This is a genomic window from Actinoplanes couchii (assembly GCF_016862075.1).
Lineage (GTDB): Bacteria > Actinomycetota > Actinomycetes > Mycobacteriales > Micromonosporaceae > Actinoplanes > Actinoplanes couchii.
Genome location: NZ_BOMG01000110.1, coordinates 40,525 through 60,517 on the forward strand (window position 1 = coordinate 40,525; position 19,993 = coordinate 60,517).

At 69.4% G+C, this 19,993-nt stretch carries 19 protein-coding genes and 2 riboswitches; of the genes, 14 read left to right on the forward strand and 5 right to left on the reverse strand.

Going from position 1 to position 19,993, the window contains the following annotated elements; all coding sequences use genetic code 11:
- Nucleotides 1-15: 15 nt before the first annotated feature.
- Both Aco03nite_RS44550 and Aco03nite_RS44555 read left to right on the forward strand, forming a co-directional pair.
- Complete coding sequence (locus Aco03nite_RS44550) at nt 16-1,185, forward strand: acyl-CoA dehydrogenase family protein (RefSeq protein ID WP_203807821.1); 1,170 nt, start codon at nt 16-18, stop codon at nt 1,183-1,185.
- A 50-nt stretch (nt 1,186-1,235) separates the two neighbouring features.
- Complete coding sequence (locus Aco03nite_RS44555) at nt 1,236-2,021, forward strand: DUF4230 domain-containing protein (protein WP_203807704.1); 786 nt, start codon at nt 1,236-1,238, stop codon at nt 2,019-2,021.
- A gap of 139 nt (nt 2,022-2,160) precedes the next feature.
- Here the strand turns inward: Aco03nite_RS44555 and Aco03nite_RS44560 are convergent, their stop codons facing one another.
- Complete coding sequence (locus tag Aco03nite_RS44560; protein WP_203807706.1) at nt 2,161-2,358, reverse strand: PspC domain-containing protein; 198 nt, start codon at nt 2,356-2,358, stop codon at nt 2,161-2,163.
- A gap of 378 nt (nt 2,359-2,736) precedes the next feature.
- Between Aco03nite_RS44560 and Aco03nite_RS44565 the strand changes: the two genes are divergently transcribed.
- From Aco03nite_RS44565 to Aco03nite_RS44585, 5 genes are all read left to right on the forward strand, one after another.
- Entirely contained in the window at nt 2,737-4,605 is a 1,869-nt protein-coding gene (locus tag Aco03nite_RS44565) for a DUF5941 domain-containing protein (RefSeq protein ID WP_203807708.1), read from the forward strand.
- A 404-nt stretch (nt 4,606-5,009) separates the two neighbouring features.
- Nucleotides 5,010-6,293: an ABC transporter ATP-binding protein gene (locus Aco03nite_RS44570; protein WP_203807710.1), complete on the forward strand. Its 1,284-nt coding sequence runs from the start codon at nt 5,010-5,012 to the stop codon at nt 6,291-6,293.
- Nucleotides 6,294-6,397: 104 nt separating this feature from the next.
- Nucleotides 6,398-6,859, forward strand: a complete 462-nt coding sequence (locus Aco03nite_RS44575; RefSeq protein ID WP_239145944.1) for an ATP-binding protein — start codon at nt 6,398-6,400, stop codon at nt 6,857-6,859.
- A gap of 67 nt (nt 6,860-6,926) precedes the next feature.
- Nucleotides 6,927-7,667 carry a beta-phosphoglucomutase family hydrolase gene (locus Aco03nite_RS44580; RefSeq protein WP_203807714.1) on the forward strand — a complete coding sequence of 247 codons (741 nt, stop codon included), beginning with the start codon at nt 6,927-6,929 and terminating at the stop codon, nt 7,665-7,667.
- 52 nt (nt 7,668-7,719) lie between these two features.
- Nucleotides 7,720-10,083, forward strand: a complete 2,364-nt coding sequence (locus Aco03nite_RS44585) for a glycoside hydrolase family 65 protein (protein WP_203807716.1) — start codon at nt 7,720-7,722, stop codon at nt 10,081-10,083.
- 60 nt (nt 10,084-10,143) lie between these two features.
- Here Aco03nite_RS44585 and Aco03nite_RS44590 read toward each other — a convergent pair whose 3' ends face one another.
- Complete coding sequence (locus tag Aco03nite_RS44590; protein WP_373872688.1) at nt 10,144-11,037, reverse strand: VldE C-terminal domain-containing protein; 894 nt, start codon at nt 11,035-11,037, stop codon at nt 10,144-10,146.
- 154 nt (nt 11,038-11,191) lie between these two features.
- Nucleotides 11,192-11,324: riboswitch (cyclic di-AMP (ydaO/yuaA leader) on the reverse strand.
- A 207-nt stretch (nt 11,325-11,531) separates the two neighbouring features.
- Nucleotides 11,532-11,668: riboswitch (cyclic di-AMP (ydaO/yuaA leader) on the forward strand.
- Between Aco03nite_RS44590 and Aco03nite_RS44595 the strand changes: the two genes are divergently transcribed.
- The gene (locus tag Aco03nite_RS44595) at nt 11,667-12,707 is read left to right on the forward strand and encodes a coiled-coil domain-containing protein (protein ID WP_203807720.1); all 1,041 of its coding nucleotides are present in this window, start codon (nt 11,667-11,669) and stop codon (nt 12,705-12,707) included. Its footprint overlaps the riboswitch before it by 2 nt.
- 23 nt (nt 12,708-12,730) lie before the next feature.
- Here Aco03nite_RS44595 and Aco03nite_RS44600 read toward each other — a convergent pair whose 3' ends face one another.
- Both Aco03nite_RS44600 and Aco03nite_RS44605 read right to left on the reverse strand, forming a co-directional pair.
- The gene (locus Aco03nite_RS44600; RefSeq protein WP_203807823.1) at nt 12,731-13,498 is read right to left on the reverse strand and encodes an ABC transporter ATP-binding protein; all 768 of its coding nucleotides are present in this window, start codon (nt 13,496-13,498) and stop codon (nt 12,731-12,733) included.
- Between the two features lies 1 nt (nt 13,499).
- Nucleotides 13,500-14,396, reverse strand: coding sequence for an ABC transporter permease (locus Aco03nite_RS44605; RefSeq protein WP_203807722.1), 897 nt, complete (start codon nt 14,394-14,396; stop codon nt 13,500-13,502).
- 187 nt (nt 14,397-14,583) lie between these two features.
- Here Aco03nite_RS44605 and Aco03nite_RS44610 point away from each other — a divergent pair, with 187 nt between their 5' ends.
- The 5 genes from Aco03nite_RS44610 (at nt 14,584) to Aco03nite_RS44630 (ending at nt 18,018) form a co-directional block, all read left to right on the forward strand.
- On the forward strand, nt 14,584-15,183 hold the full coding sequence (locus Aco03nite_RS44610; RefSeq protein ID WP_239145945.1) for a TetR/AcrR family transcriptional regulator: 600 nt from the start codon (nt 14,584-14,586) through the stop codon (nt 15,181-15,183).
- A 117-nt stretch (nt 15,184-15,300) separates the two neighbouring features.
- Entirely contained in the window at nt 15,301-15,657 is a 357-nt protein-coding gene (locus tag Aco03nite_RS44615) for an Atu4866 domain-containing protein (protein ID WP_203807723.1), read from the forward strand.
- 33 nt (nt 15,658-15,690) lie between these two features.
- Entirely contained in the window at nt 15,691-16,317 is a 627-nt protein-coding gene (gene pnuC, locus Aco03nite_RS44620) for a nicotinamide riboside transporter PnuC (protein WP_203807725.1), read from the forward strand.
- On the forward strand, nt 16,314-17,411 hold the full coding sequence (locus tag Aco03nite_RS44625) for an AAA family ATPase (RefSeq protein WP_203807727.1): 1,098 nt from the start codon (nt 16,314-16,316) through the stop codon (nt 17,409-17,411). The genes pnuC and Aco03nite_RS44625 overlap by 4 nt, the downstream gene beginning before the upstream one ends.
- Nucleotides 17,412-17,436: 25 nt before the next feature.
- Nucleotides 17,437-18,018 carry a hypothetical protein gene (locus tag Aco03nite_RS44630; protein ID WP_203807729.1) on the forward strand — a complete coding sequence of 194 codons (582 nt, stop codon included), beginning with the start codon at nt 17,437-17,439 and terminating at the stop codon, nt 18,016-18,018.
- Nucleotides 18,019-18,032: 14 nt separating this feature from the next.
- Here the strand turns inward: Aco03nite_RS44630 and Aco03nite_RS44635 are convergent, their stop codons facing one another.
- Nucleotides 18,033-18,503: a cysteine dioxygenase gene (locus Aco03nite_RS44635; protein WP_203807731.1), complete on the reverse strand. Its 471-nt coding sequence runs from the start codon at nt 18,501-18,503 to the stop codon at nt 18,033-18,035.
- A 380-nt stretch (nt 18,504-18,883) separates the two neighbouring features.
- On the opposite strand from Aco03nite_RS44635, the gene Aco03nite_RS44640 reads away from it, so the two are divergent.
- Nucleotides 18,884-19,942: a neprosin family prolyl endopeptidase gene (locus Aco03nite_RS44640; protein WP_239145946.1), complete on the forward strand. Its 1,059-nt coding sequence runs from the start codon at nt 18,884-18,886 to the stop codon at nt 19,940-19,942.
- The last annotated feature ends 51 nt before the right edge of the window (nt 19,943-19,993 follow it).

Below are 19,993 nucleotides of genomic sequence, written 5' to 3' on the forward strand. Positions count from 1 at the left end.
CTTGAATCCATGGGTGTGAGGCCTCTTGACCTGCTTGATCTTGACGATCTATTGAGTGACCAGGAGCGCGGCACCCGCGCCCTGGCCCGCCGGGTGGCCGACGATCACGTCCGGCCGGCCGTGGCCGGGTGGTACGAGAGCGGCGCCGCCCCGATCCGGGAGCTGGCCCTCGAGTTCGGCAAGGCCGGGCTCTTCGGGATGCATCTGAGCGGCTACGGGCTGGGCGGTTCGACGGCCGTCTCGCTCGGGCTGGCGTGCATGGAGCTGGAGGCCGCCGACTCCGGGGTCCGCTCGCTGGTGTCGGTGCAGGGCTCCCTGGTGATGTACGCGATCTGGCGGTACGGCTCGGAGGAGCAGAAACTCGAGTGGCTGCCGGAGCTGTCGGCCGGGCGGTCGATCGGCTGTTTCGGCCTGGCCGAGCCGGACCACGGCTCCGACCCGACCGGCATGTCCACCCGGGCCAGCCGGGACGGCGACGACTGGATCCTCGACGGGGTGAAGACCTGGATCTTCAACGCGCCGATCGCGGACGTGGCGATCATCTGGGCGAAGGCCGAGAAGGGCGTGGTCGGGTTCGTGGTCCCGACCGGTGTGGCCGGCTTCACCACCCGGGACCTCAGCGACAAGCTGTCGCTGCGGGCGTCCAGCACCGGCGAGATCCTCCTCGACGGGGTCCGCCTGCCGGACAGCGCCCGTCTGCCCGGCGCCCGCAGTCTGATGGCGCCGCTCTCCTGCCTGACCGAGGCGCGGCTCAGCATCATCTTCGGGGTGCTCGGGGCGGCCCGGGACTGTCTGGACACCGCCCTGGACTACGCCGCCGCGCGGGAGCAGTTCGGGCGGCCGATCGCCGGCTTCCAGCTCACCCAGGCCAAGCTCGCCGACATGGCCGTCGAGCTGCAGAAGGGTTTCCTGCTCGCGCTGCACCTGGGGCGCCGGCGGGACACCATGAGCGGCCCGCTGCGGCCGGAGCAGATCAGCGTCGGCAAGCTGAACAACGTGCGGGAGGCCCTCAAGATCGCGCGGCAGTGCCGGTCGATCATGGGCGGTAACGGGATCCTCGCGTCGTACCCGGTGATGCGGCACGCCAGCAATCTGGAGAGTGTCCTGACCTACGAGGGCACATCGGAGATTCATCAGCTGTCGATCGGGCAGAAATTGACCGGTTTGAACGCGTTCGCACGCTGACGTCGGCGCTCGGGGTGCGGAATGTCGCACCCCCTCCGTACCGTTAGGGCATGGCCGAATCGCCTTCCCCCGCTGACCCCGCGGCGCCCGTTCCCCAGGAACCGACCAGCGAGTTCCCGGTCGTGCGCGAGCCCGATCCGGTTCCGCCCGCCGAGCCGGTCACGCCGGGCGCCGAGCCGGTCGAGCACAGGCCGAGCACCTTCGCCCGGCTGCTGATCTTCGTCTTCTTCGTCTTCGCGCTGATGGTGCTCAGCTGTTTCGGGCTGCGCGCGCTCAACGTGCTGCCCACCTTCGACAACCCGTTCGCTAACCAGACCACCGACCGCAGCCAGCCGGTGCTCCTGCAGTCGGTGCGCGATCTGGAGCGGTTCGTGGCGGCCGACGGCACCTTCCAGGTCATCGTCGATCTCCAGGAGAACAAGGACAACATCCCCGACTTCCTGGTCAACCGGCGCACCCTGTTCGTCGGCTCCGGCACCGTCGAGACCTATGTCGACTTCAGCGCCCTCTCCGGTGACGCGCTGAAGATCGACGAGGAGAAGAAGACGATCGAGCTGACCCTGCCCGCACCGCAGCAGTCCACCGCCGCGCTGGACATGGAGCGCAGCTACGTGGTCGCCGAGGAGCGCGGCCTGTTCAACCGGATCGGCGACGCCTTCAGCAAGGATCCGGGCAAGGAGCAGCAGGTCTACCAGCTGGCCCAGCAGCGGATCACCGAGGCGGCCCGGTCCAGTGGCCTCGACGAGCGCGCCCGGGAGAACACCGAGCGCATGCTGCAGAGCCTGTTCACGCGGCTCGGCTACACCACGGTGACCGTCGAGTTCAGCGCGCCCTGACCGGCTGAGCCGCTTTGACCCGGTGAGACGCTGTTCTGGCCGGTGAGACGCCGCTTTGACCCGGTGAGACGCCGCTCTGGCCGGTGAGACGACGCGGGGCCCCGGTGCGAACCGCACCGGGGCCCCGCGTGAGTCAGGGTCACTCGCTGGGCATCAGCGCCCAGAGCGCCAGGTAGATCAGGAACTGCGGGCCGGGCAGCAGACACGAGACGACGAACAGCACCCGGACCATGCCGGCGCTCATGCCGAAGCGCTGAGCCAGGCCGGCGCAGACACCGGCGATCTTGCGGTTGTGTCGGGGGCGGGAGAACGAGCGGCTCTTGAGGGGGCTGGTCATTTCATCCACTCCTTCGGCGGTGGTCCGGTGTCTTCTCCCGGACCACTTCGACGGTAAGCACGGGAAGCCGGCCTTCCCTCGTCCTGTGGGTGGATGCCGGCGGGCAAGCTCCCGTAAGGGTCTCCCGTACCCGCTGGACGCCCACTGTTAACCTGAGGCGGTTTCGGGGCCCAGTGGTCCGGGTCCATCAGCTCCGGCTGGGCGATATGCCCGGCCGATGACGGTTGGGGGATACCCCGACCGGGTCAGGGGCAAGCCCGATCGACTCCGGGTCGGCTATGGCTTAGGTCACGCCGAGCCGGACCGGGCACGGCTGGCTCGTTGATTTTTCAAGCGGTGACCCGTGGTGCGGGGATCGGGGTTCAAGGAGGCAATCGGGTGACGCTGGCCGTGCTGACTCCCCGGACCGGCCGCGACATACCGGACAGCGAGGCCGACCGGCTCGCCGGTGACCTGACCGGGGCCCTGCGCGCCGCCGGGATCACCACGATCGACCGGTTCGTGCCCGGCACCGACGAGGGCGGTCACCTGCGTGATCTGGCCCGCCGGGCCCGCGACGCCGGTGAGCCGCTGCTGATCTGCGCCGACAACCTGGTCGCCCACGGCAGCCTGCTCTGGACGCTGGCCACCGAGCCGGCCGGCCGCAGCACGGTGCTGGTGGCCGCCGACGCCGCCGGTGACCTCAAGGAGGACCGGGGCCGGGTGGTCCCCGCGCCGCCGGGTGGCGGGACCGTGCGGTTCCTGGGCGCCATGTGCATCGCCCCGGCCGACCTGCCGCTGCTGGAGAAGGCCGCCGACCAGCCGGACCCGCTGGCCCAGATGCTCGCCGACGGGTTCGTGCCGGTGGCCACCCGGGTGCGGCTGCTGCACGCCGAGCAGGTCAACGGGCCGGAACGGCTCGCCGCCGCCCGGGACGCGATCGCCGCGGTGGACGAGGACGCCGCGCGGCTCCGGCTCGCGGTCAAGGAACAGGACGACTTCTTCACGACGTACACGGTGAGCAGCTGGTCGCCCCTGGTGACCAAGCTGGCCGCCCGGCTCCGGCTCACGCCGACCGGGGTCACCGGGCTGTCGGTGCTGTTCGCGGTCGGTGCGGCGCTGCTGTTCTGGCAGGCCTCCCGGACCGCGATGATCCTCGGCGGGATCCTGCTCTACCTCGGGTTCGTGCTCGACTGTGTGGACGGGCAGCTGGCCCGGTACACCCGCAACTTCGACGCGTTCGGCGGCTGGCTGGACACCATGGCCGACCGGGCCAAGGAGTACACCGTCTACGCCGGTCTGGCGGCCGGCGCCGACCGGATGGGCCTGCCCTACGCGTGGCCGCTGGCGATCACCGCGATCGTGCTGCAGACCGCCCGGCACATGACCGACACCTGGTACGGCGCGCTGCACGACGAGGCCGCGTCCCGTGTGGCGCCGGCCGCCGCCGCGGGTGGGGTCGGCGCCCGGCTGACCGCCGCCTCGGTGAAGGCGCAGAGCCAGCGGGGTTCGCTGATCTACTGGGCCAAGCGGATCGTGGTCTTCCCGATCGGCGAACGCTGGGCGCTGATCTCGGTGCTGGCGGCGGTCTCGAACGGCCGGTTCACGCTGGCCGCGGTGGTCGGCTTCGGGTTGCTGGCGGCGGCCTACACGCTGGCGCTGCGCTCGCTGCGGGCGCTGTCGATGCGGGTCGGGGTGCTGAACACGGTCGACACCCTGCGGCACCGCGACGACGGGCCGCTGGTGCGGGCCATGCTGAGCCGGGTGGACGCCGGTCGGCCGTTGCCGTTCGCCGCCCTGTTCACGGTTTACGCCCTGGCCACCGTCGTGGTCCTGGCCACCGGTGACGTCGCCGGGTACCCCTGGCTGCTCGCGCTGGTGGTGATCCCGGTGCTGGTCACCGGCTTCCCGGCGCGGACCCGGCACGCCGGCGCCCTGGACTGGCTGGTGCCGGCCGCGCTGCGGGCCGCCGAGTACCTGATGGTGGTCGCGGTCGGGCTCTACGGCTCGGTGCCGCCGGCGCTGACCTTCCTGCTGCTGTTCACGCTGACCCTGCGGCACTACGACCTGACCGCCCGGATGGAGAAGGGCGCGCCGGCGACCGGTGCCGGTGGGGCTCTGCTCGGGTGGGACGGGCGGATCCTGCTCCTGGTGCTCGCCGGGCTGATCGGCTGGGCTTCGGCCGGCACGGCGGTGCTGGCGGCTCTGGTGGCCGGTTCCTTCCTGGTGACCGCGCTGCGGGACTGGAAGGCATCCCGCCGCCGCTGAGCGAGGAAACCCGCCCGGGGAAGCCGTCGCCGAGGAGGCCGCCCGAGGACGACTGCCCAAGAAGTCGGCCGCGGAAAGCCGCTGACCGAAAAGGCCCGTTGATCGGTGACGGTCGCATCCGGCCCGGCGGCCGCGTCGTCGGTCGTGAGGGACCGCCCGCCTCGCGCGGACGAAGCGGGCATTTGCCACTGCGTTTGTCAGGTTCCCGACCGTACATCCATACGGTTTTGGGTGTGCACGTGCACACGGATGACCTGCGGCGTTCAGCCTGGCGTAATTGATTGATCACTATGGGCAAATGGCACTTTCGCCCGATGGTGAAGCATCGACACCCCTCGCACAGTTAGGGCCCGATCGCCGACCGTCGTGGGTCTCGGGATCGCACTCGATGCGGGAGGTTGACGGTGTCCACCGTCGCGCTCAAAGACGTCACCAAGATCTGGCCGGACGGCACGTATGCCGTCGACAACGTCAGCCTGGAGGTGCAGGACGGCGAGTTCATGGTCCTGCTGGGCCCCTCGGGGTGCGGCAAGTCGACAGTGCTGCGGATGATCGCCGGGCTGGAGGATCCCACGCGGGGGGACATCCTCCTCAACGGCGAACCGGTGCTGGAGCTGCCGCCACGGGACCGCAGCATCGCCATGGTGTTTCAGGATTTCGCGCTCTATCCGCACATGACCGTCGCGGAGAACATCGGCTTCCCGCTGAAGCTGTCCGGTGTGGAGCCGGTGCCCCGGCAGGACCGGGTCGGCACGATCGCCGGCGCGCTCGGCATCGGCGAGGTGCTGTCCCGGCGTCCCGGTCAGCTCTCCGGCGGGCAGCGGCAGCGGGTGGCGATGGGCCGGGCGATGGTGCGCCGGCCGGGCATCTTCCTGATGGACGAGCCGCTGTCCAACCTGGACAGCGGACTGCGGGCCGAGCTGCGCGCGGAGATCACCGGGATGACCCGGGAGCTGGGCGTGACGACGATGTACGTGACGCACGACCAGTCCGAGGCGCTGACCATGGCGGACCGGGTGGCGATCATGCGCCGGGGCGTGCTGCAGGACCTCGGCACGCCGACCGAGGTCTATCGGCGCCCGGCCACCCTCTACGTCGCCGCCTTCCTCGGTTCGCCGAAGATGAACCTGCTGGAGGCGGCGGTCTACGTGCACCTGGACCAGTACATCGCGCTGAAGTTCGGCGAGCAGGCGCTCTACATGCCGTGGAACGACCCGCGGGCCCGGGCGGTGGCCCGCTACCACGGCGAGCGGATCGTGGTCGGCATCCGGGCCGAGGCGCTCACTCCGGTCACCCCGGACACCCGGGGGCCGGTCTTCCAGGGCCGGATCCGCTATCTGGAGCACCACGGGCACGAGTCGCTGGCCTACCTCGACATCGGCGCGACCGCGATCGTGGTGGACGAGGCGGGTTCCCCGGCGGTCTCGCCGCAGGCGGGCGGCGGAGCGTTCAAGCGTGCGCTGCAGCGACTTTCCCGTGCGGGTTCGCACACCGAGTCGGCCCCGGAGGGCCAGGTCGACGTGTTGAACGATCCCGGCCGGCACCATCGCAAACCCGCCGAACTCTCCGTCCGGCTGGCCCCTTATCCACAAGTCTCCCCTGGTCACCCGCTTGCGGTGGCGGTTCGGATGGATGCCTTGCACTTCTTCGGCGAACGTGGCGACCGTATCGACGTGGGGTGGCGCTGATGAAAGAGTCACACCACTTCCGGGCAGGTTCCCGTCTGCCTAGTGCCACCGAACGGCCACAGCGCGTAGGCTGCACGACGGTGGAGGACAGGATCGGCCAAAGCGTGCGCTCGACTCTCGACGGGGAGCCGAAGGTGGATGCCGCCCCGTCACGGGAGTGGCCGGTGCTGCTGGACCGGGCGTTCGGGCCCGATGACATCACCGTTCTGCGGCACGAGGCGACCCGGGTGATGACGGCCGCCGGCCTGGGCGGGGACCGGCTGGACGGCTTCGTTCTCGCGGTCAACGAGGTGATCACCAACGTCGTGCTGCACGCCGGTGGCGAGGGGCGGACCGTTCTCAAGATCGAGGACGGTTCGGTGTGGTGTGTGGTGACCGACTCCGGCCCGGGTATCCCGGGCGCCTATCTGGACGGCCTGCACACTCCGGAGGCGTTCGAGCTCGGCGGGCGTGGTCTGTGGCTGGCGCACCAGCTGTGCGACGAGGTCACCACGGCCACCGGCCCGATCGGCACGTCGATAGGCCTGCGGATCAGCCTGGACACGGTCCGGCATTCCGGCCGCTGAAACATCGTGGAAATGTGAAGCTGCCCTTCAGGTCTCGTCATGGATCGGCTCCGGCTACATTGGGCGCGTGCTCGGACTTCCTTCACATGTGACCGCTTGCCTCTTCGATCTCGACGGTGTGCTCACGGACACCGCTCTGGTCCACGGGGCCGCATGGAAACAGACGTTCGATTCGTTCTTGGAATCGTGGTCGGAACGGCATGATCAGCCATTCGTGCCATTCGATTCCGGCGCCGACTATCACCGATATGTCGATGGTCGGCAGCGTGCCGACGGGGTGCGGACCTTCCTCGCCTCCCGTGGCATCACCCTGCCCGAGGGTGACCCCGATGACGCCCCCGATCGGGAGACCGTCAACGGCGTCGGGAACCGCAAGAACATCCTCGTGCTACAGAAGATCAAGGAAGGCGCCGTCCAGGTCTACCCCGGATCGGTGGAGTACCTGAAGGCCGTCAAGGCCGCCGGTCTACGCCGTGCGGTCGTGTCGGCGAGCGCCAACTGCAAAGACGTCCTGGAGGCGGCGGGCATCGCCGACCTCCTGGAGGCCCGCGTGGACGGGGTCGTCGCACGCGAGCAGGGCCTGCCCGGCAAACCGGCGCCGGACACCTTCCTGCTCGGTGCGAAACTGCTCGGCATCGATCCGGCGAACTGTGCCGTGTTCGAGGACGCCCAGGCCGGAGTGGCCGCCGGGCGGGCCGGCGGGTTCGGCATCGTGGTCGGCGTGGACCGGGTCGGCCAGGCCGCCGAGCTGCGCGAACACGGCGCCGACGTGGTGGTCACCGACCTGTCCGAACTGTTGCCCCGCTGACTACGTTTCCCTCTTCATAAAGACCTCCAGAAAAGTTACGAGAGGCACGACCGTGATCCGTGAACGGGCTTACCCCGTCGACCCATGGCACATCCGGGAGACCCGGCTCGACCTGGACCTGCTGGCCCAGTCCGAATCGGTGTTCGCTCTCTCTAACGGGCACATCGGGATACGCGGAAACCTGGACGAGGGCGAGCCGCACGGCCTGCCCGGGAGCTACCTGAACTCGTTCTACGAGCTGCGGCCGCTGCCGCACGCCGAGGGCGGGTACGGTTTCCCCGAATCCGGCCAGACCATGGTCAACGTGACGAACGCCAAGCTGATGCGGCTGCTCGTCAACGACGAGCCGTTCGACGTGCGGTACGGCGAACTCCGCTCGCACGAGCGTTGCCTGGACCTGCGCGGCGGTGTCCTGGAGCGGGTCGTCGAGTGGGTGTCCCCGTCCGGCCAGGGCATCCGGGTCCGGACCGTGCGACTGGTGTCGTTCACCCAGCGTGCCGTGGTGGCGTTCCTCTACGAGGTGGAGCCGCTGGACACCGCGGCCCGGCTGATCCTGCAGTCCGAGCTGGTGGCCAACGAGCAGCTGCCGCCGATGAGCAAGGACCCGCGGGTGGCCGCCGTCCTGGACCGCCCGTTGCAGGCCGAGGAGATGCTGGAGCAGCGCACCGGCGGCATCCTGATCCACAAGACCAAGGCCAGCGACCTGCGGATGGCCGCGGCGATGGAGCACCTGGTGGAGACGCCGGGCCGGCACGCCATCACCACCGAGGGCCACCCGGACTGGCTGCGCACCACCGTCGCCTGCCGGCTGGAGCCGGGCCAGAAGCTGCAGGTGGTCAAGCTGGCCGCCTACGGCTGGTCCAGCATGCGCTCGCTGCCCGCGCTGCGCGACCAGGTCGGCGCGGCACTGGCCAGCGCCCGCCTGGACGGCTGGGAGGGTCTGGTCCAGCAGCAGAAGGACTACCTGGACGCGTTCTGGGACCACTCCGACGTCAAGGTCGAGGGTGACCCGGAGGTCCAGCAGGCGGTCCGGTTCGGCCTCTTCCACACCCTGCAGGCCGGCGCCCGGGCCGAGCAGCGCCCGATCGGCTCCAAGGGCCTGACCGGGCCGGGGTACGACGGGCACACCTTCTGGGACGCCGAGACCTTCGTGCTGCCCGCCCTGACGTACACCCAGCCGTCCGCGGCGGCCGACGTGCTGCGCTGGCGGCACTCGACGCTGGATCTGGCCCGGGAGCGGGCGCAGACCCTCGGGCTGCAGGGCGCCGCCTTCCCGTGGCGGACCATCCGCGGCCAGGAGTGCTCCGGTTACTGGCCGGCCGGCACCGCGGGCTTCCACATCGGCGCCGACATCGCCGACGCGGTCCGGCGGTACGTGCAGGCCACCGGCGACTACGACTTCGAGCGTGAGGTCGGCCTGGAGCTGCTGGTGGAGACCGCGCGGCTGTGGCGCTCGCTGGGGCACCACGACCGGCACGGGCGGTTCCACATCGACGGCGTGACCGGGCCGGACGAGTACACCGCCATCGTGGACGACAACATCTACACCAACCTGATGGCGCAGCAGAACCTGATGACGGCTGTCGAGTCCTGTCAGCGGCATCCGGACCTGGCCCGCAAGCTGGGCGTGGACGACGAGGAGACGGCGTCGTGGCGGGACGCGGCGGCCGCCGTGCATCTCCCGTACGACAAGGAACTCGGTGTCCACCAGCAGAGCGAGGGCTTCACCCGGCTCCAGGAGTGGGACTTCGAGAACACCCCACCGGAGGGGTACCCGCTGCTGCTGAACTACCCGTACTTCGATCTGTACCGCAAGCAGGTCATCAAGCAGGCCGACCTGGTGATGGCGATGTACATCCGCGGTGACGCGTTCACGCCGGAGGAGAAGGCGCGCAACTTCGCCTACTACGACGCGCGGACCGTCCGGGACTCGTCGCTGTCCGCCTGCATCCAGGCGGTGCTGGCGGCCGAGACCGGGCACCTGGAGCTGGCGCACGACTATCTGGGCGAGGCCGCCCTGATGGACCTGCACGACCTGCACCAGAACGCGCGGGACGGCGTGCACGTGGCGTCGCTGGCCGGCACCTGGATCTCGCTGGTCGCCGGGCTCGGCGGCATGCGCGACTTCAACGGTCAGCTGAGCTTCGCGCCGCGGCTGCCCAGCCGGATCAACAACCTGGAGTTCGCGCTGCTCTGGCGCGGGCTGCGGCTGCGGGTGAGCGTGACCGCGGACGACGTCACCTACTCGCTGCGCAACGGGGGCGGCCAGGCCCGGCTGACCCTGCAGCACCACGGCAAGGAGATCGAGGTCACCCAGGTCCGCCCGGTGACCGTGCCGATCCCCGCCGCGGTGCCGGCCGGCCCGGCGCCGGTCCAGCCGCACGGGCGGGCTCCGGTCCGTCGCGCGGTGCACTGAGCCACAAGAAAAGCGCCCCCGCCCTGGAGAAGGGCGGGGGCACTTTTTCGCTACGTACCGCTAAAGCATCGAGACGTGCACGTGGTCGGTGTGATCACTGACCCCGTGGTACGACTTCCAGCCCGAAGCCGGGAACCAGATCTGCTTGTACCAGATCACGTAGTAGATCCCGAGTTCGTCGGCATTCCGGACCAGGAAGGCCGTGAGGTTGTTGCCGTACTTCATCTTCTTGGTGTCGCTGAGGCTCGCCGAGGAGAATCCGCTCTTCTGCAACGACCAGTCACAGGCCCGGCCCTTGGGGTGCTCGAAGGGCCCACCGGTGCGGTGACAGCCGACGAACATGTCGAAGCCGGCCTTCTTGACTTCCTTGTACATGTTCAGCGTGCGCTTGGTGATGCAGCCGCCCGTGGTCGGGTCGTCCTCGGTGCAGCCCTCGGCCGAGAAACCGCCGCTGGAGTTGCGCGGCGCGGATTTCGCCTTGTCCGACTTCGCGTCCACCAGACCGTTGTTGACGGTCGGGTTGATGCCGGTGCTGGCACCGACCAGGTCGAGCTGCTTGTCCGAGGACTCCTTCTGCTTCGCCAGAACATTGAGCTGCTGCTGCTCGTTCTTGAGCTCGGCGTCCAGAGCCGTCTTCTTGGTGGTGATCTCTTCGATCACCTCGTTCAGCTCGCTCAGCTTCCGGTCGTGCAGCGTGTTGATCTCCTCGAGCGAGACCGCCTTGCTCAGGAAGTCGTCCGAGGAGCTGCTGTCGAGCAGGAAGGTGACAGTGCTCAGGTTGCCCGTGAGGTACTGCTGCCGGGCGATCGAGTTGACCTCGGGAATCAACACGTCGCGGCGGGCCGTGGCGGCCTTGATGTCGCCGGCGAGCTTCTTCTGGTTCTTGGTGGAAGCGGCGACGGCCGCTTTCGCGGAGACGAATCGGCGGTTCGTCGACTCCATCAGAGTCGACATGAGCCCGTCCGCCTCCGTCTCCGAGGCAGGCGCCGGGTTCTCTTCGTCGCCGGGCGCGGCGGATGCCGGGGAGGCCGGTGCCAGAAGCATCGCGGCAGCCACCAGCGGTGCCAGGGCAAGTATCAGCCACCGGCGGGGACTTGCTGTCATCAACAGTTCCTTCCGTGACTCCGCCGACCGGGTTAGCTGACGGGTTCGGGACGGAAGCAATCCCTACCGCAAATGCGGATACACCCCAGTGACCTGGTTCCCCGGTTCGTCTGTCGACGATTGGGCGGCGGCCTGCCGGCAACTCGGGGGCGGTGCCGTCCTGGCAGGACCGGAGGCCACTTTACCCGAGATATCGCTGTGGATCAGGCCCGAGTAAGGGTCAAAACTGTCACCGGACAATGACTATCCGTAATTGCTGTCACCGTTTGTGTCAGCGTAAACGCGTCGCGTGCGAGAACTGTCGATACTTGGATCCAGTGGGTATGGTCGGTGCGGTTCCCGCGCGGGAGCCGCCGCCTAATCGTCATCAATGACGAGCCGGGGATCCACATTTCCTCGGGGTGAATCCGCATCCAGCGGTAGGGATTTCCTTCGTCCCGAACCCGTCAGCTAACTCGGTCGGCGGCCGACGGAAGGAAATGTCTGTGCAGCAGATCACTGCGCGACGATGGGCGGCGACGCTGGCGCTGCTCGTTGCCGCGTGCGGATTGGTCGTCGCCCCGACGGCGGCCTCCGCGGCCCCCGCGTTCCTGGCCGCGCCCGGTGACTCCGGGGACGACGGCGAGGGTGGCTCCGGCACCCTCATCGAACAGCTCGAGAAGGCCTCCAGCGGTTACGTGAAGGCCAAGAAGCAACTCAAGACCTCCAAGGACCAGCAGGTCAAACTGACCGCGGAGATCAAGAAACTGGACTCCGAGGTCGGCCCCAAGCAGGACACCCTCGACCTGCTCGCGACCCAGGCGTACACCGCCGGCCGGGCCGGCCCGATGACCGCCCTGCTGAGCACCGAATCGGCCGAGGGCTTCCTGGGCCGGGCCGAGACCCTGGCGCTCGTCGCGGCCGACCAGAACACCGCGATCCAGGAACTCAAGTCCACCCTGGACACCCAGACCAAGGCCAAGAGCGCTCTCGACCTCACCATCAAGGACCAGACCAAGCAGGTCACCGTGATGGAGAAGCAGAAGAAGAACGCCGAGGCCGCGCTCAAGGCCGCCAACCAGGGCAGCGACGCGGGCGGTTCCTCCGGCGGCGGTGACAGCGAGGACGCCACCCCGGCGCCCAGCGGCTCGGGCTCGGGCTGCAGCGAGACCGACCCGACCGGCACCGGCGGCTGCCTCACCCCGCGCACCCTGCACGCGCTGAAGCAGGCCAAGGCCGCCGGTTTCACCCGTTTCACCAAGTGCTGGCGCACCCAGAACAGCGGCGAGCACCCCAAGGGCCGGGCCTGTGACTTCTCCGCCGAGAAGGGCACCTTCGGCGGCGACGCCACCGGGGGCGACAAGACCTACGGCAACAACCTGGCGAACTACTTCATCCACAACGCGGACGCGCTGGATGTGCTCTACGTGATCTGGTACCGGCGGATCTGGCTACCGAGCAGTGGCTGGAAGTCGTACAGCGGGGCGGGCGGAGACCCGTCCAGCGACCACACCAACCACGTGCACCTGTCGGTCAATTAGAAGAGCAACGAGCGCGAGGCCTACTACCTGCGGGTGTAGGCCTCGTACTCTTTCATCACGTCGGCGGTCGGGCCGTCGGCGCGGATCGTGCCGGCCTCCAGCCAGATGCACCTGTCGCAGGTGTCCCGGATCGACTGCTCGCTGTGGCTGACCAGGAAGACCGTGCCGGCCTGGCCGCGCAGCTCCCGGACCCGCTGCTCGCTGCGCTTGCGGAACTTGGCGTCACCGGTGGCCAGCGCCTCGTCGATCAGCAGCACGTCGTGCTCCTTGGCGGCGGCGATCGAGAACCGCAGCCGGGCGCCCATGCCGGAGGAGTAGGTCCGCATCGGCAGCGAGGAGAAGTCGCCCTTGTCGTTGATGCCGGAGAAGTCGATGATCTCCTGCTTCTTCGCCGCCACCTCGGCCGGCGACATGCCCATCGCGAGGCAGCCCAGCTCGACGTTGCGGTCGCCGGGCAGCTCGTTCATCAGGGCCGCGTTCACACCCAGCAGCGACGGCTGCCCGGCCGCGTAGATCGCGCCCTTGGAGACCGGCAGCAGACCGGCCACCGCGCGCAGCAGGGTCGACTTGCCGGAGCCGTTGGTGCCGATCAGGCCGATCGCCTCGCCCTTGTAGGCGACGAAGCTCACACCCTTGACCGCGTGCACCTCGCGGATGTTGCCGCCCTTGGAGCCGGTCACCATCCGCTTGAAGCTGGCCAGCGGGCTGGAGTTCGTGCCGCCGCCCTGCTGTACCCGGTAGATGATGTGGGCCTCGTCCGCGACGACCGTGGGGGTGCGGTCATTGTCGATCTCAACCACGGCCGTAGCCCTTCTCTCCGCGCCAGAAGTACACAAAACCACCGATGCCGACGACCAGGCTCCAGACTGTCGCCTGGATCCACAGCACGGCCGGCGGGTTGGCGAGCACCACGTTGTCCAGCAGCGCGCTGCGGGCCAGCTCGATGAAGATGAGCAGCGGGTTCGCCTCGACGATCTGCAGCTGCCAGCCGCTGAGCAGGCTCTCGAACTGGGTGACCGGGTAGAGCACGGCCGAGCCGTACAGCCAGAACCGCATGATGAACGGGATCAGCTGCTTGACGTCGCGCACCTTGGAGCCGTAGCGGGCCATGAACATGCCCAGCCCGACGTTGAAGAACGAGTGGAGCAGCAGGAGCGGCAGGAGCAGGAGCCACTTGACGGTGATCGGCTCACCGGTCAGCAGCACGATGCCCAGCAGGACCACCGTGGCGACCAGGAAGTTGCGGATCTCCACCAGGGCCGCGGAGAGCGGCAGGCTGGCCCGGGGGAAGTGCAGGGCCCGGATCATGCCGAGGTTGCTGGTGATCGCGTTCGTCCCGCTCTGCACCACCGACTGGGTGAACTGGAAGACGAACACGCCGATGCACAGGTACGCGACGAAGTTGTCCATCGACTTGTGCGTCTGCAGCACCAGCCCAAAGATCACGTAGTAGACCCCGGCGTTGAAGATCGGCGTGAGCACCTGCCACACCGCGCCGAGCTTGGTGTTGCCGAGCGCCGACGACATCTTGGCGCTCGCGTGCGCCTGGATGAAGTGCCGGTAGGCCAAAAGCTGCCGGGTGTACTCCGGGAGGCTGGGGAGCCGTCCGGAGGCACTCAGGCCGTTACGCCGGGCCAGCTCCTTGAGAGAGAGCCCGGAGTCGGCCGGGGCGACCGCCGTCTCTGGCATGGGGTCGTGCTCCGATCTGGTCGGCCCGCTGGGGACGGCGGAATCCGATGCCTGGTGCGAGGTCACGGAATTCAGCATGACAGGCTCCCGCCGACGTCGATGGAACGGGTTCGTATCGACGTGAAGTGGACGGTAGCCGACCAAACGGCGGAACGCAACCGTTACGTCGTAGCGCTATAGTGGCCGGGTGGCGACAAACAAGCGCGCACCAGCCGGAGCGGCGGTGCTCCGAGGCGACATCACCGTGGCGATTCGCAACGCGGTCATGACGGAGCTGGCGGAGGTGGGTTACGGCAGGTTGTCCATCGAAGCCGTGGCCCGTCGCGCCGGCGTCGGCAAGACCGCGATCTACCGTCGGTGGAGCAACAAACTCGAAATGGTAATGGAGATCGTCTCGGAAATCGCGGAACGAAAAGTTCCACTTCCGGACACCGGGAGTTTCGCCGGCGACCTCCAGCTCCTCCTGCTGATCGTCAGCACGGCCCTTCGGCACCGGATGGCCTCGCAGATCATCCCGGACCTGATGGCCGAGGCGGCCCGCAACCCGCAGATAGCCGAGACCCTCCAGCGGGCCCTGCGCACCCACCAGACAGCCGTCGGCGAGAAGTTGATCGGCCAGGCGATCACCCGGGGTGAGCTGCCCCGGGGCACCGACCCGGACGTCGCCGTCGACATGATCCTCGGCCCGCTCTACTGGCGTCTCGCCGTGGCGCGGCAGCCGATCGAGGAGGACTACCTGGAGAAGTTCACCGCGGCGGTCACCGCGGCGTTGCGCGCCACGGCCTGACGGGTCCCGTTCGAGCACCGGATCGCTACGGTCCGCAACCGGCGGAATCCAGCGACCCGGCCGTTCGGTGCCGACCGGAGAGGGCGTAACCACGCCCCGAGCCGGAAGCCGAGCCTGATGCAGACTGCCTTCGACCCGCGCGTCGACTTCACCGTCCTGGACGCCGCTTCGCTCCTCGCCATCGCGATGGGCGGGACGGCCCACCACGGTCCGGCCGCGGCCCGGTCCCGGACGGCGAGCGCCATGTCCGTGATCGGGACCTGGCGCAGCCCGGACGGGGTGGTACGGCTCCGGCTGCACACCGACGGCACGTTCGCCGGCGAGGTGGCCGGCCGCCGGCGTCCGGCCCGGGGCACCTACGACGTCGACGGCGCGTCGGTCGTGCTGCGCGACGACTCCGGCCTGCACACCCCGGTGCACGTCCACGACGGCGAACTGGAGATGGCCGGGCACCGGCTGCGCCCGGCGGGATAGCCCCGGGAGCGTGCCGCGCGGGATGCTGTTCCGATGATCGATTGGCTGAACAGCCCGGCCGTGGTGGCGTTCGGGGCACCCACCTCGTGGGCGGAGGCGCTGGGCTTCGGCACCGGCCTGCTCACCGTCGGCCTGCTGGTCCGCAGGCACATCCTCAACTGGCCGCTCGGCATCCTCAACGTCCTGCTGCTGATGCTGGTCTTCTGGACCGCCGGGCTGTACGCCGACGCCGGCCTGCAGATCGTCTACGTGATCCTGGGCTTCTACGGCTGGTGGTCCTGGCTCTACGGCGGGCAGAACCGGACCCGCCTGGTGGTCCGGTCCACCACCCGGGGCGAATGGCTCGCCCTGGCCGGCGCCGGGGTGCTGCTGACCGGTGGCCTGTGGCTCTTCCTGGACCGGCTGACCGGCTCCACGGTGCCGCTGGCGGACGCGCTGACCACGGCACTCTCCCTGCTCGCGACGTACGGCCAGACCCGCAAGCTGGTGGAGAACTGGTGGCTGTGGATCGCCGCCGATGTGATCTACATCCCGCTGTACGGCTACAAGGACCTGTGGCTCACCGCGATCCTCTACGTGGCCTTCCTGATCCTCTGCGTGCTCGGCCTGCGTTCCTGGCGGGCCGTCCGGCGCGCGCAACGAGCGGCGGTGACCCCATGACGTACCGGCACGGTCTGATCGTCGGGAAGTTCTATCCACCGCACACGGGTCACCACGCGCTGATCGACACCGCCGCGGCCGCCTGCGAACGGGTCACCGTCGTGGTGGCGCCGTCGTCCCGGGAGAGCATCCCGCTGGCGGCCCGGCTGGACTGGCTGAGAGCCGCGCACGGGCCCTCGGTGCGGTTCGTGGGGGTGCACGACGACCATCCGGTGGACTACGCCGATCCGGCGGTCTGGGAGCTGCACATGGCCGTCTTCCGGGCGGCGGCCGGCACCGACCGGGTGGACGCGGTCTTCTCCTCCGAGGAGTACGGGACCGAGCTGGCCGACCGGTTCGGCGCCGAGGCGGTGCTCGTCGACCCGGGGCGGGAGCGGGTGCCGGTCTCCGGGACCGCGATCCGCGCCGACCCGGTCGCCCACTGGGACCGGCTCGGGCCGGGCGCCCGCGGCTGGCTGGCCCGCCGGGTGATCGTGGTCGGCGCCGAGTCGTCCGGCACCACCACCATGGCCCGGGCGCTGGCCCGGCACTACCGGTCCCGGGGCGGGCCCTGGGCGCCGACCCGGTGGGTGCCCGAGTTCGGCCGGGAGCTGACCGAGCGCAAGCTCACCGCGCTGCGGGCAGTCCGGCCGGCGGCGACGGTCTTCGACGTGACCTGGGACCGTGCCGACTTCGTGACCGTCGCCCGGGAGCAGAACGCGGCCGAGGACGCCGCCGCCGGGGCCGGTTCGCCGGTGCTGTTCGGCGACACCGACGCGTTCGCCACCACGGTGTGGGAGGAGCGTTACCTGGGCGGCACCTCGCCGGAGGTGCGCGCCCTGGTCCGCGCGCCGGACCTGTACCTGCTGACCGACAGTGTCGGGGTGCCCTTCGACGACGACGGCCTGCGTGACGGGGAACACCTGCGGCACTGGATGACCGGCCGGTTCCGGGACGAGCTGGCCGCCGGCGACACGCCCTGGCGGGCGCTGACCGGCGGATACCGCACCCGGCTGCGCGCCGCGATCGACGCGGTCGACGGCCTCCTAGCCGACGGCTGGGATTTCACCGACCCGATCCGGCCTAAGGAGCGGGAGAGCGCGGCCGAACGGTAGGGGACCACCCACCGAGAGGACGTACATGCGGCGCACCACCGGTATCGGTCTCACCCTGGCGGCGGCTTCCCTGGCTCTCGGCGGCTGCGCCGCGCTGGGGCTCTCGGGCGGTGGCACCGGTGACTCCGGCGGTGCGGGGACGACCGCCACGATGGGCAAGCCGTGGATCATGGTGGACCAGGGGTCGCCCACACCGTCGCCGAGCGCCACCGGGGCGGGGAAGGCGACCGCTTCGCCGTCGGCCTCGGTCGCCACGCCGTCACCGGACCCGAGCTGCACCAAGCGCTGGCCGCGGACCGACTGGCGGGTGTTCATCCCGGTCGAGGTCACCGTGGGCACGGGTTCGGTCAAGGTCGAATGGCCGCGGCAGTACGACTCCAACTACCGTGTCGCGGCCGTACCGCAGCGGTTGGTCTCCGGTGCTCAGCCAGAACCGACATGGAAGGCCGTCGGCGCCGGGACGGGTTGCACGGTGAGCACCACGATCACCGGGCTGACCCCGGGCGCCCCGTACATCGTCTGGCTGGACGCGCCGAACACCGGCCGGGACCTGGACGGCACCCGGCACCTCTACAGCGGCCGCTCGGGCGTGATCATCGCCAAGTAGTCACACCCGGCCGGTCACCACTCGGCGCCGGCGCGCTCCACGGTGAGGACCTCCAGGCCGGCCGGGGACAGCCGGTACTTGGTCATCCGGGTCAGGGCCGGGCCGTAGACGTGCACGCTGACCGCCGGGCGGGCGGAGCGGTTCTCGATGCGGTGGACGTGGTGGCTGCCGAAGCGGCGGCCGGCGCCCTCACCCAGCTCCCGGGAGACGACCCGGGGGATGCCGCCGGAGACCGCGACGGTGTCCTCGGCGAGGGTGCCGCTGTGCACGAAGAAGGCGCCGGCCGACCCGCCGTGGTCGTGGATCTCGGTGGCCTGCCCGGGCAGCCAGGTGAGCAGCCAGACCTCGTGGTCGTCGGCGGCCGCGAGCCGGTGGTACCACCGCTCGACCGGGTTGAAGCGGGGTGCCACGGCCCACTCGTCGGCAGCGGCCGAGAAGCTCTGAGCGATGGCGAGATGATCGAGTCGAACGCCGGTGACGGCCACGGTGCCCCTCCAGGTTTAGGATAGTTATCCTATAGACATGATAGGTTTTACCACAAGATCCGCACCCGGATGTGGCGAATCCGTGATCTTGCGTTGAACTCGAAAGAGGCTTGGCGAACTTTGCCTCTTTCGAAATCTGGTGCGAAAAACTGCGGTGCGCAGTCGCATGTGCACTCTGGGTCGAGCAAATCGGTCGATGGGTCACCGGATCGGCCTACACCGGTCGGCTGTTCCGCCGAAATACGCTGCTCAGGCGGTCCATACCCCATTGCGGAAGCTATATGGTGACCAGCGCCGCCGGGAAACCGGTTGCCGGAGTCCGCCGAGTGGCCGCCTCCGATGTCCCGGCCATGAGGCCCTGACACATCGAGGACGGACCCGTGCTGAAGTCACGCCGCGGACTGCTCGCCGTTGGCATCTCCGCAGCTGTCGTCGCCTCCATCGGAGTCGTGTCGACGCTCAACGCGGGCGCGGAGCAGATCCCGGCGCCGGCCGTCGCCTCCGCCGCGGCGGAAACCGAACCGACCCCGCCGGCGCGGCTGCCCTGGGGCGCGCTGCCGGAGGACCTGGAGACCGGGCGCGACGGCGCGAGCAGCAGATCCCTCAAGGCGGCCGGTCTGGACGCCGCTCCCGACACCGCCGGCGCCGAAGCGGGTGAGGAGCACGCCCCGAAGGGGATCGCCACCCGCCGGGGCGGCCGCAAGTCGGAGCGCGTCACGGCGCCGCCGCCCAAGCCGCCGGCGATGCGCACGGCGACCACGACGGCGGCGAAGAAGGCCGACGAGGCGACCGTCCACTACCTCTACAACATGGGCTCGCAGGCGGCGGTGACCGAAGGTGCCTACGCCAACATGACCATCAGCAAGCCGTCGCTGGGCAAGGCCGACTACCACTCGCTCGCCGAGATCGCCATCCAGTCGGCGGACAACCTGCAGGTCGTCGAGGTCGGCTGGATGGTGAACCGGAACGTCAACGGCGACGAGGACCCGCACCTGTTCGTCTACCACTGGGCCGACGGCAAGCCCGGCTGCTACAACGGCTGCGGATTCGTGCAGTACAGCGCGAACATCAAGCCCGGCGCCACCCTGCCGCAGGACACCATGAAGAAGGTCGGCATCCAGTACAACGCCGGCGGCTGGTGGGTCGCGTACGAGTCGGAGTGGGTCGGCTACTTCCCGGACAAGCTCTGGGCCACCAGCGGCTTCACCAAGAGCGGCAACGTCCAGATGTTCGGTGAGGTGGCCGCGGCCAGCCCGAAGCCGTGCACCCAGATGGGCAACGGCCTGACCCCGGACGACACGAACGCCTCCCGGTTCAGCAGCGTCACCTACCTGAACGGGCCGACGGCGGAGCTGGCCGTCAGCAGCACCACGGACGTCTACACCGTGTCGCGGCTGAGCACCCGCGCCTTCCGCTACGGCGGCCCCGGAGTCTGCTGACCAGCGTCTTCAAGATCGATGCCCGGTACCCGAAAGGGTGCCGGGCATCGA

Coding starts and splice junctions, on each gene's coding strand:
- Aco03nite_RS44560 (WP_203807706.1), bottom strand. CDS start 2,358: ATGACCAGCCCCCTCAAGAGCCGCTCGTTCTCCCGCCCCCGACACAAC.
- Aco03nite_RS44625 (WP_203807727.1), top strand. CDS start 16,314: ATGACGTACCGGCACGGTCTGATCGTCGGGAAGTTCTATCCACCGCAC.
- Aco03nite_RS44590 (WP_373872688.1), bottom strand. CDS start 11,037: ATGTCGACTCTGATGGAGTCGACGAACCGCCGATTCGTCTCCGCGAAA.
- Aco03nite_RS44595 (WP_203807720.1), top strand. CDS start 11,667: ATGTCTGTGCAGCAGATCACTGCGCGACGATGGGCGGCGACGCTGGCG.
- pnuC (WP_203807725.1), top strand. CDS start 15,691: ATGATCGATTGGCTGAACAGCCCGGCCGTGGTGGCGTTCGGGGCACCC.
- Aco03nite_RS44555 (WP_203807704.1), top strand. CDS start 1,236: ATGGCCGAATCGCCTTCCCCCGCTGACCCCGCGGCGCCCGTTCCCCAG.
- Aco03nite_RS44615 (WP_203807723.1), top strand. CDS start 15,301: ATGCAGACTGCCTTCGACCCGCGCGTCGACTTCACCGTCCTGGACGCC.
- Aco03nite_RS44630 (WP_203807729.1), top strand. CDS start 17,437: ATGCGGCGCACCACCGGTATCGGTCTCACCCTGGCGGCGGCTTCCCTG.
- Aco03nite_RS44605 (WP_203807722.1), bottom strand. CDS start 14,396: ATGCCAGAGACGGCGGTCGCCCCGGCCGACTCCGGGCTCTCTCTCAAG.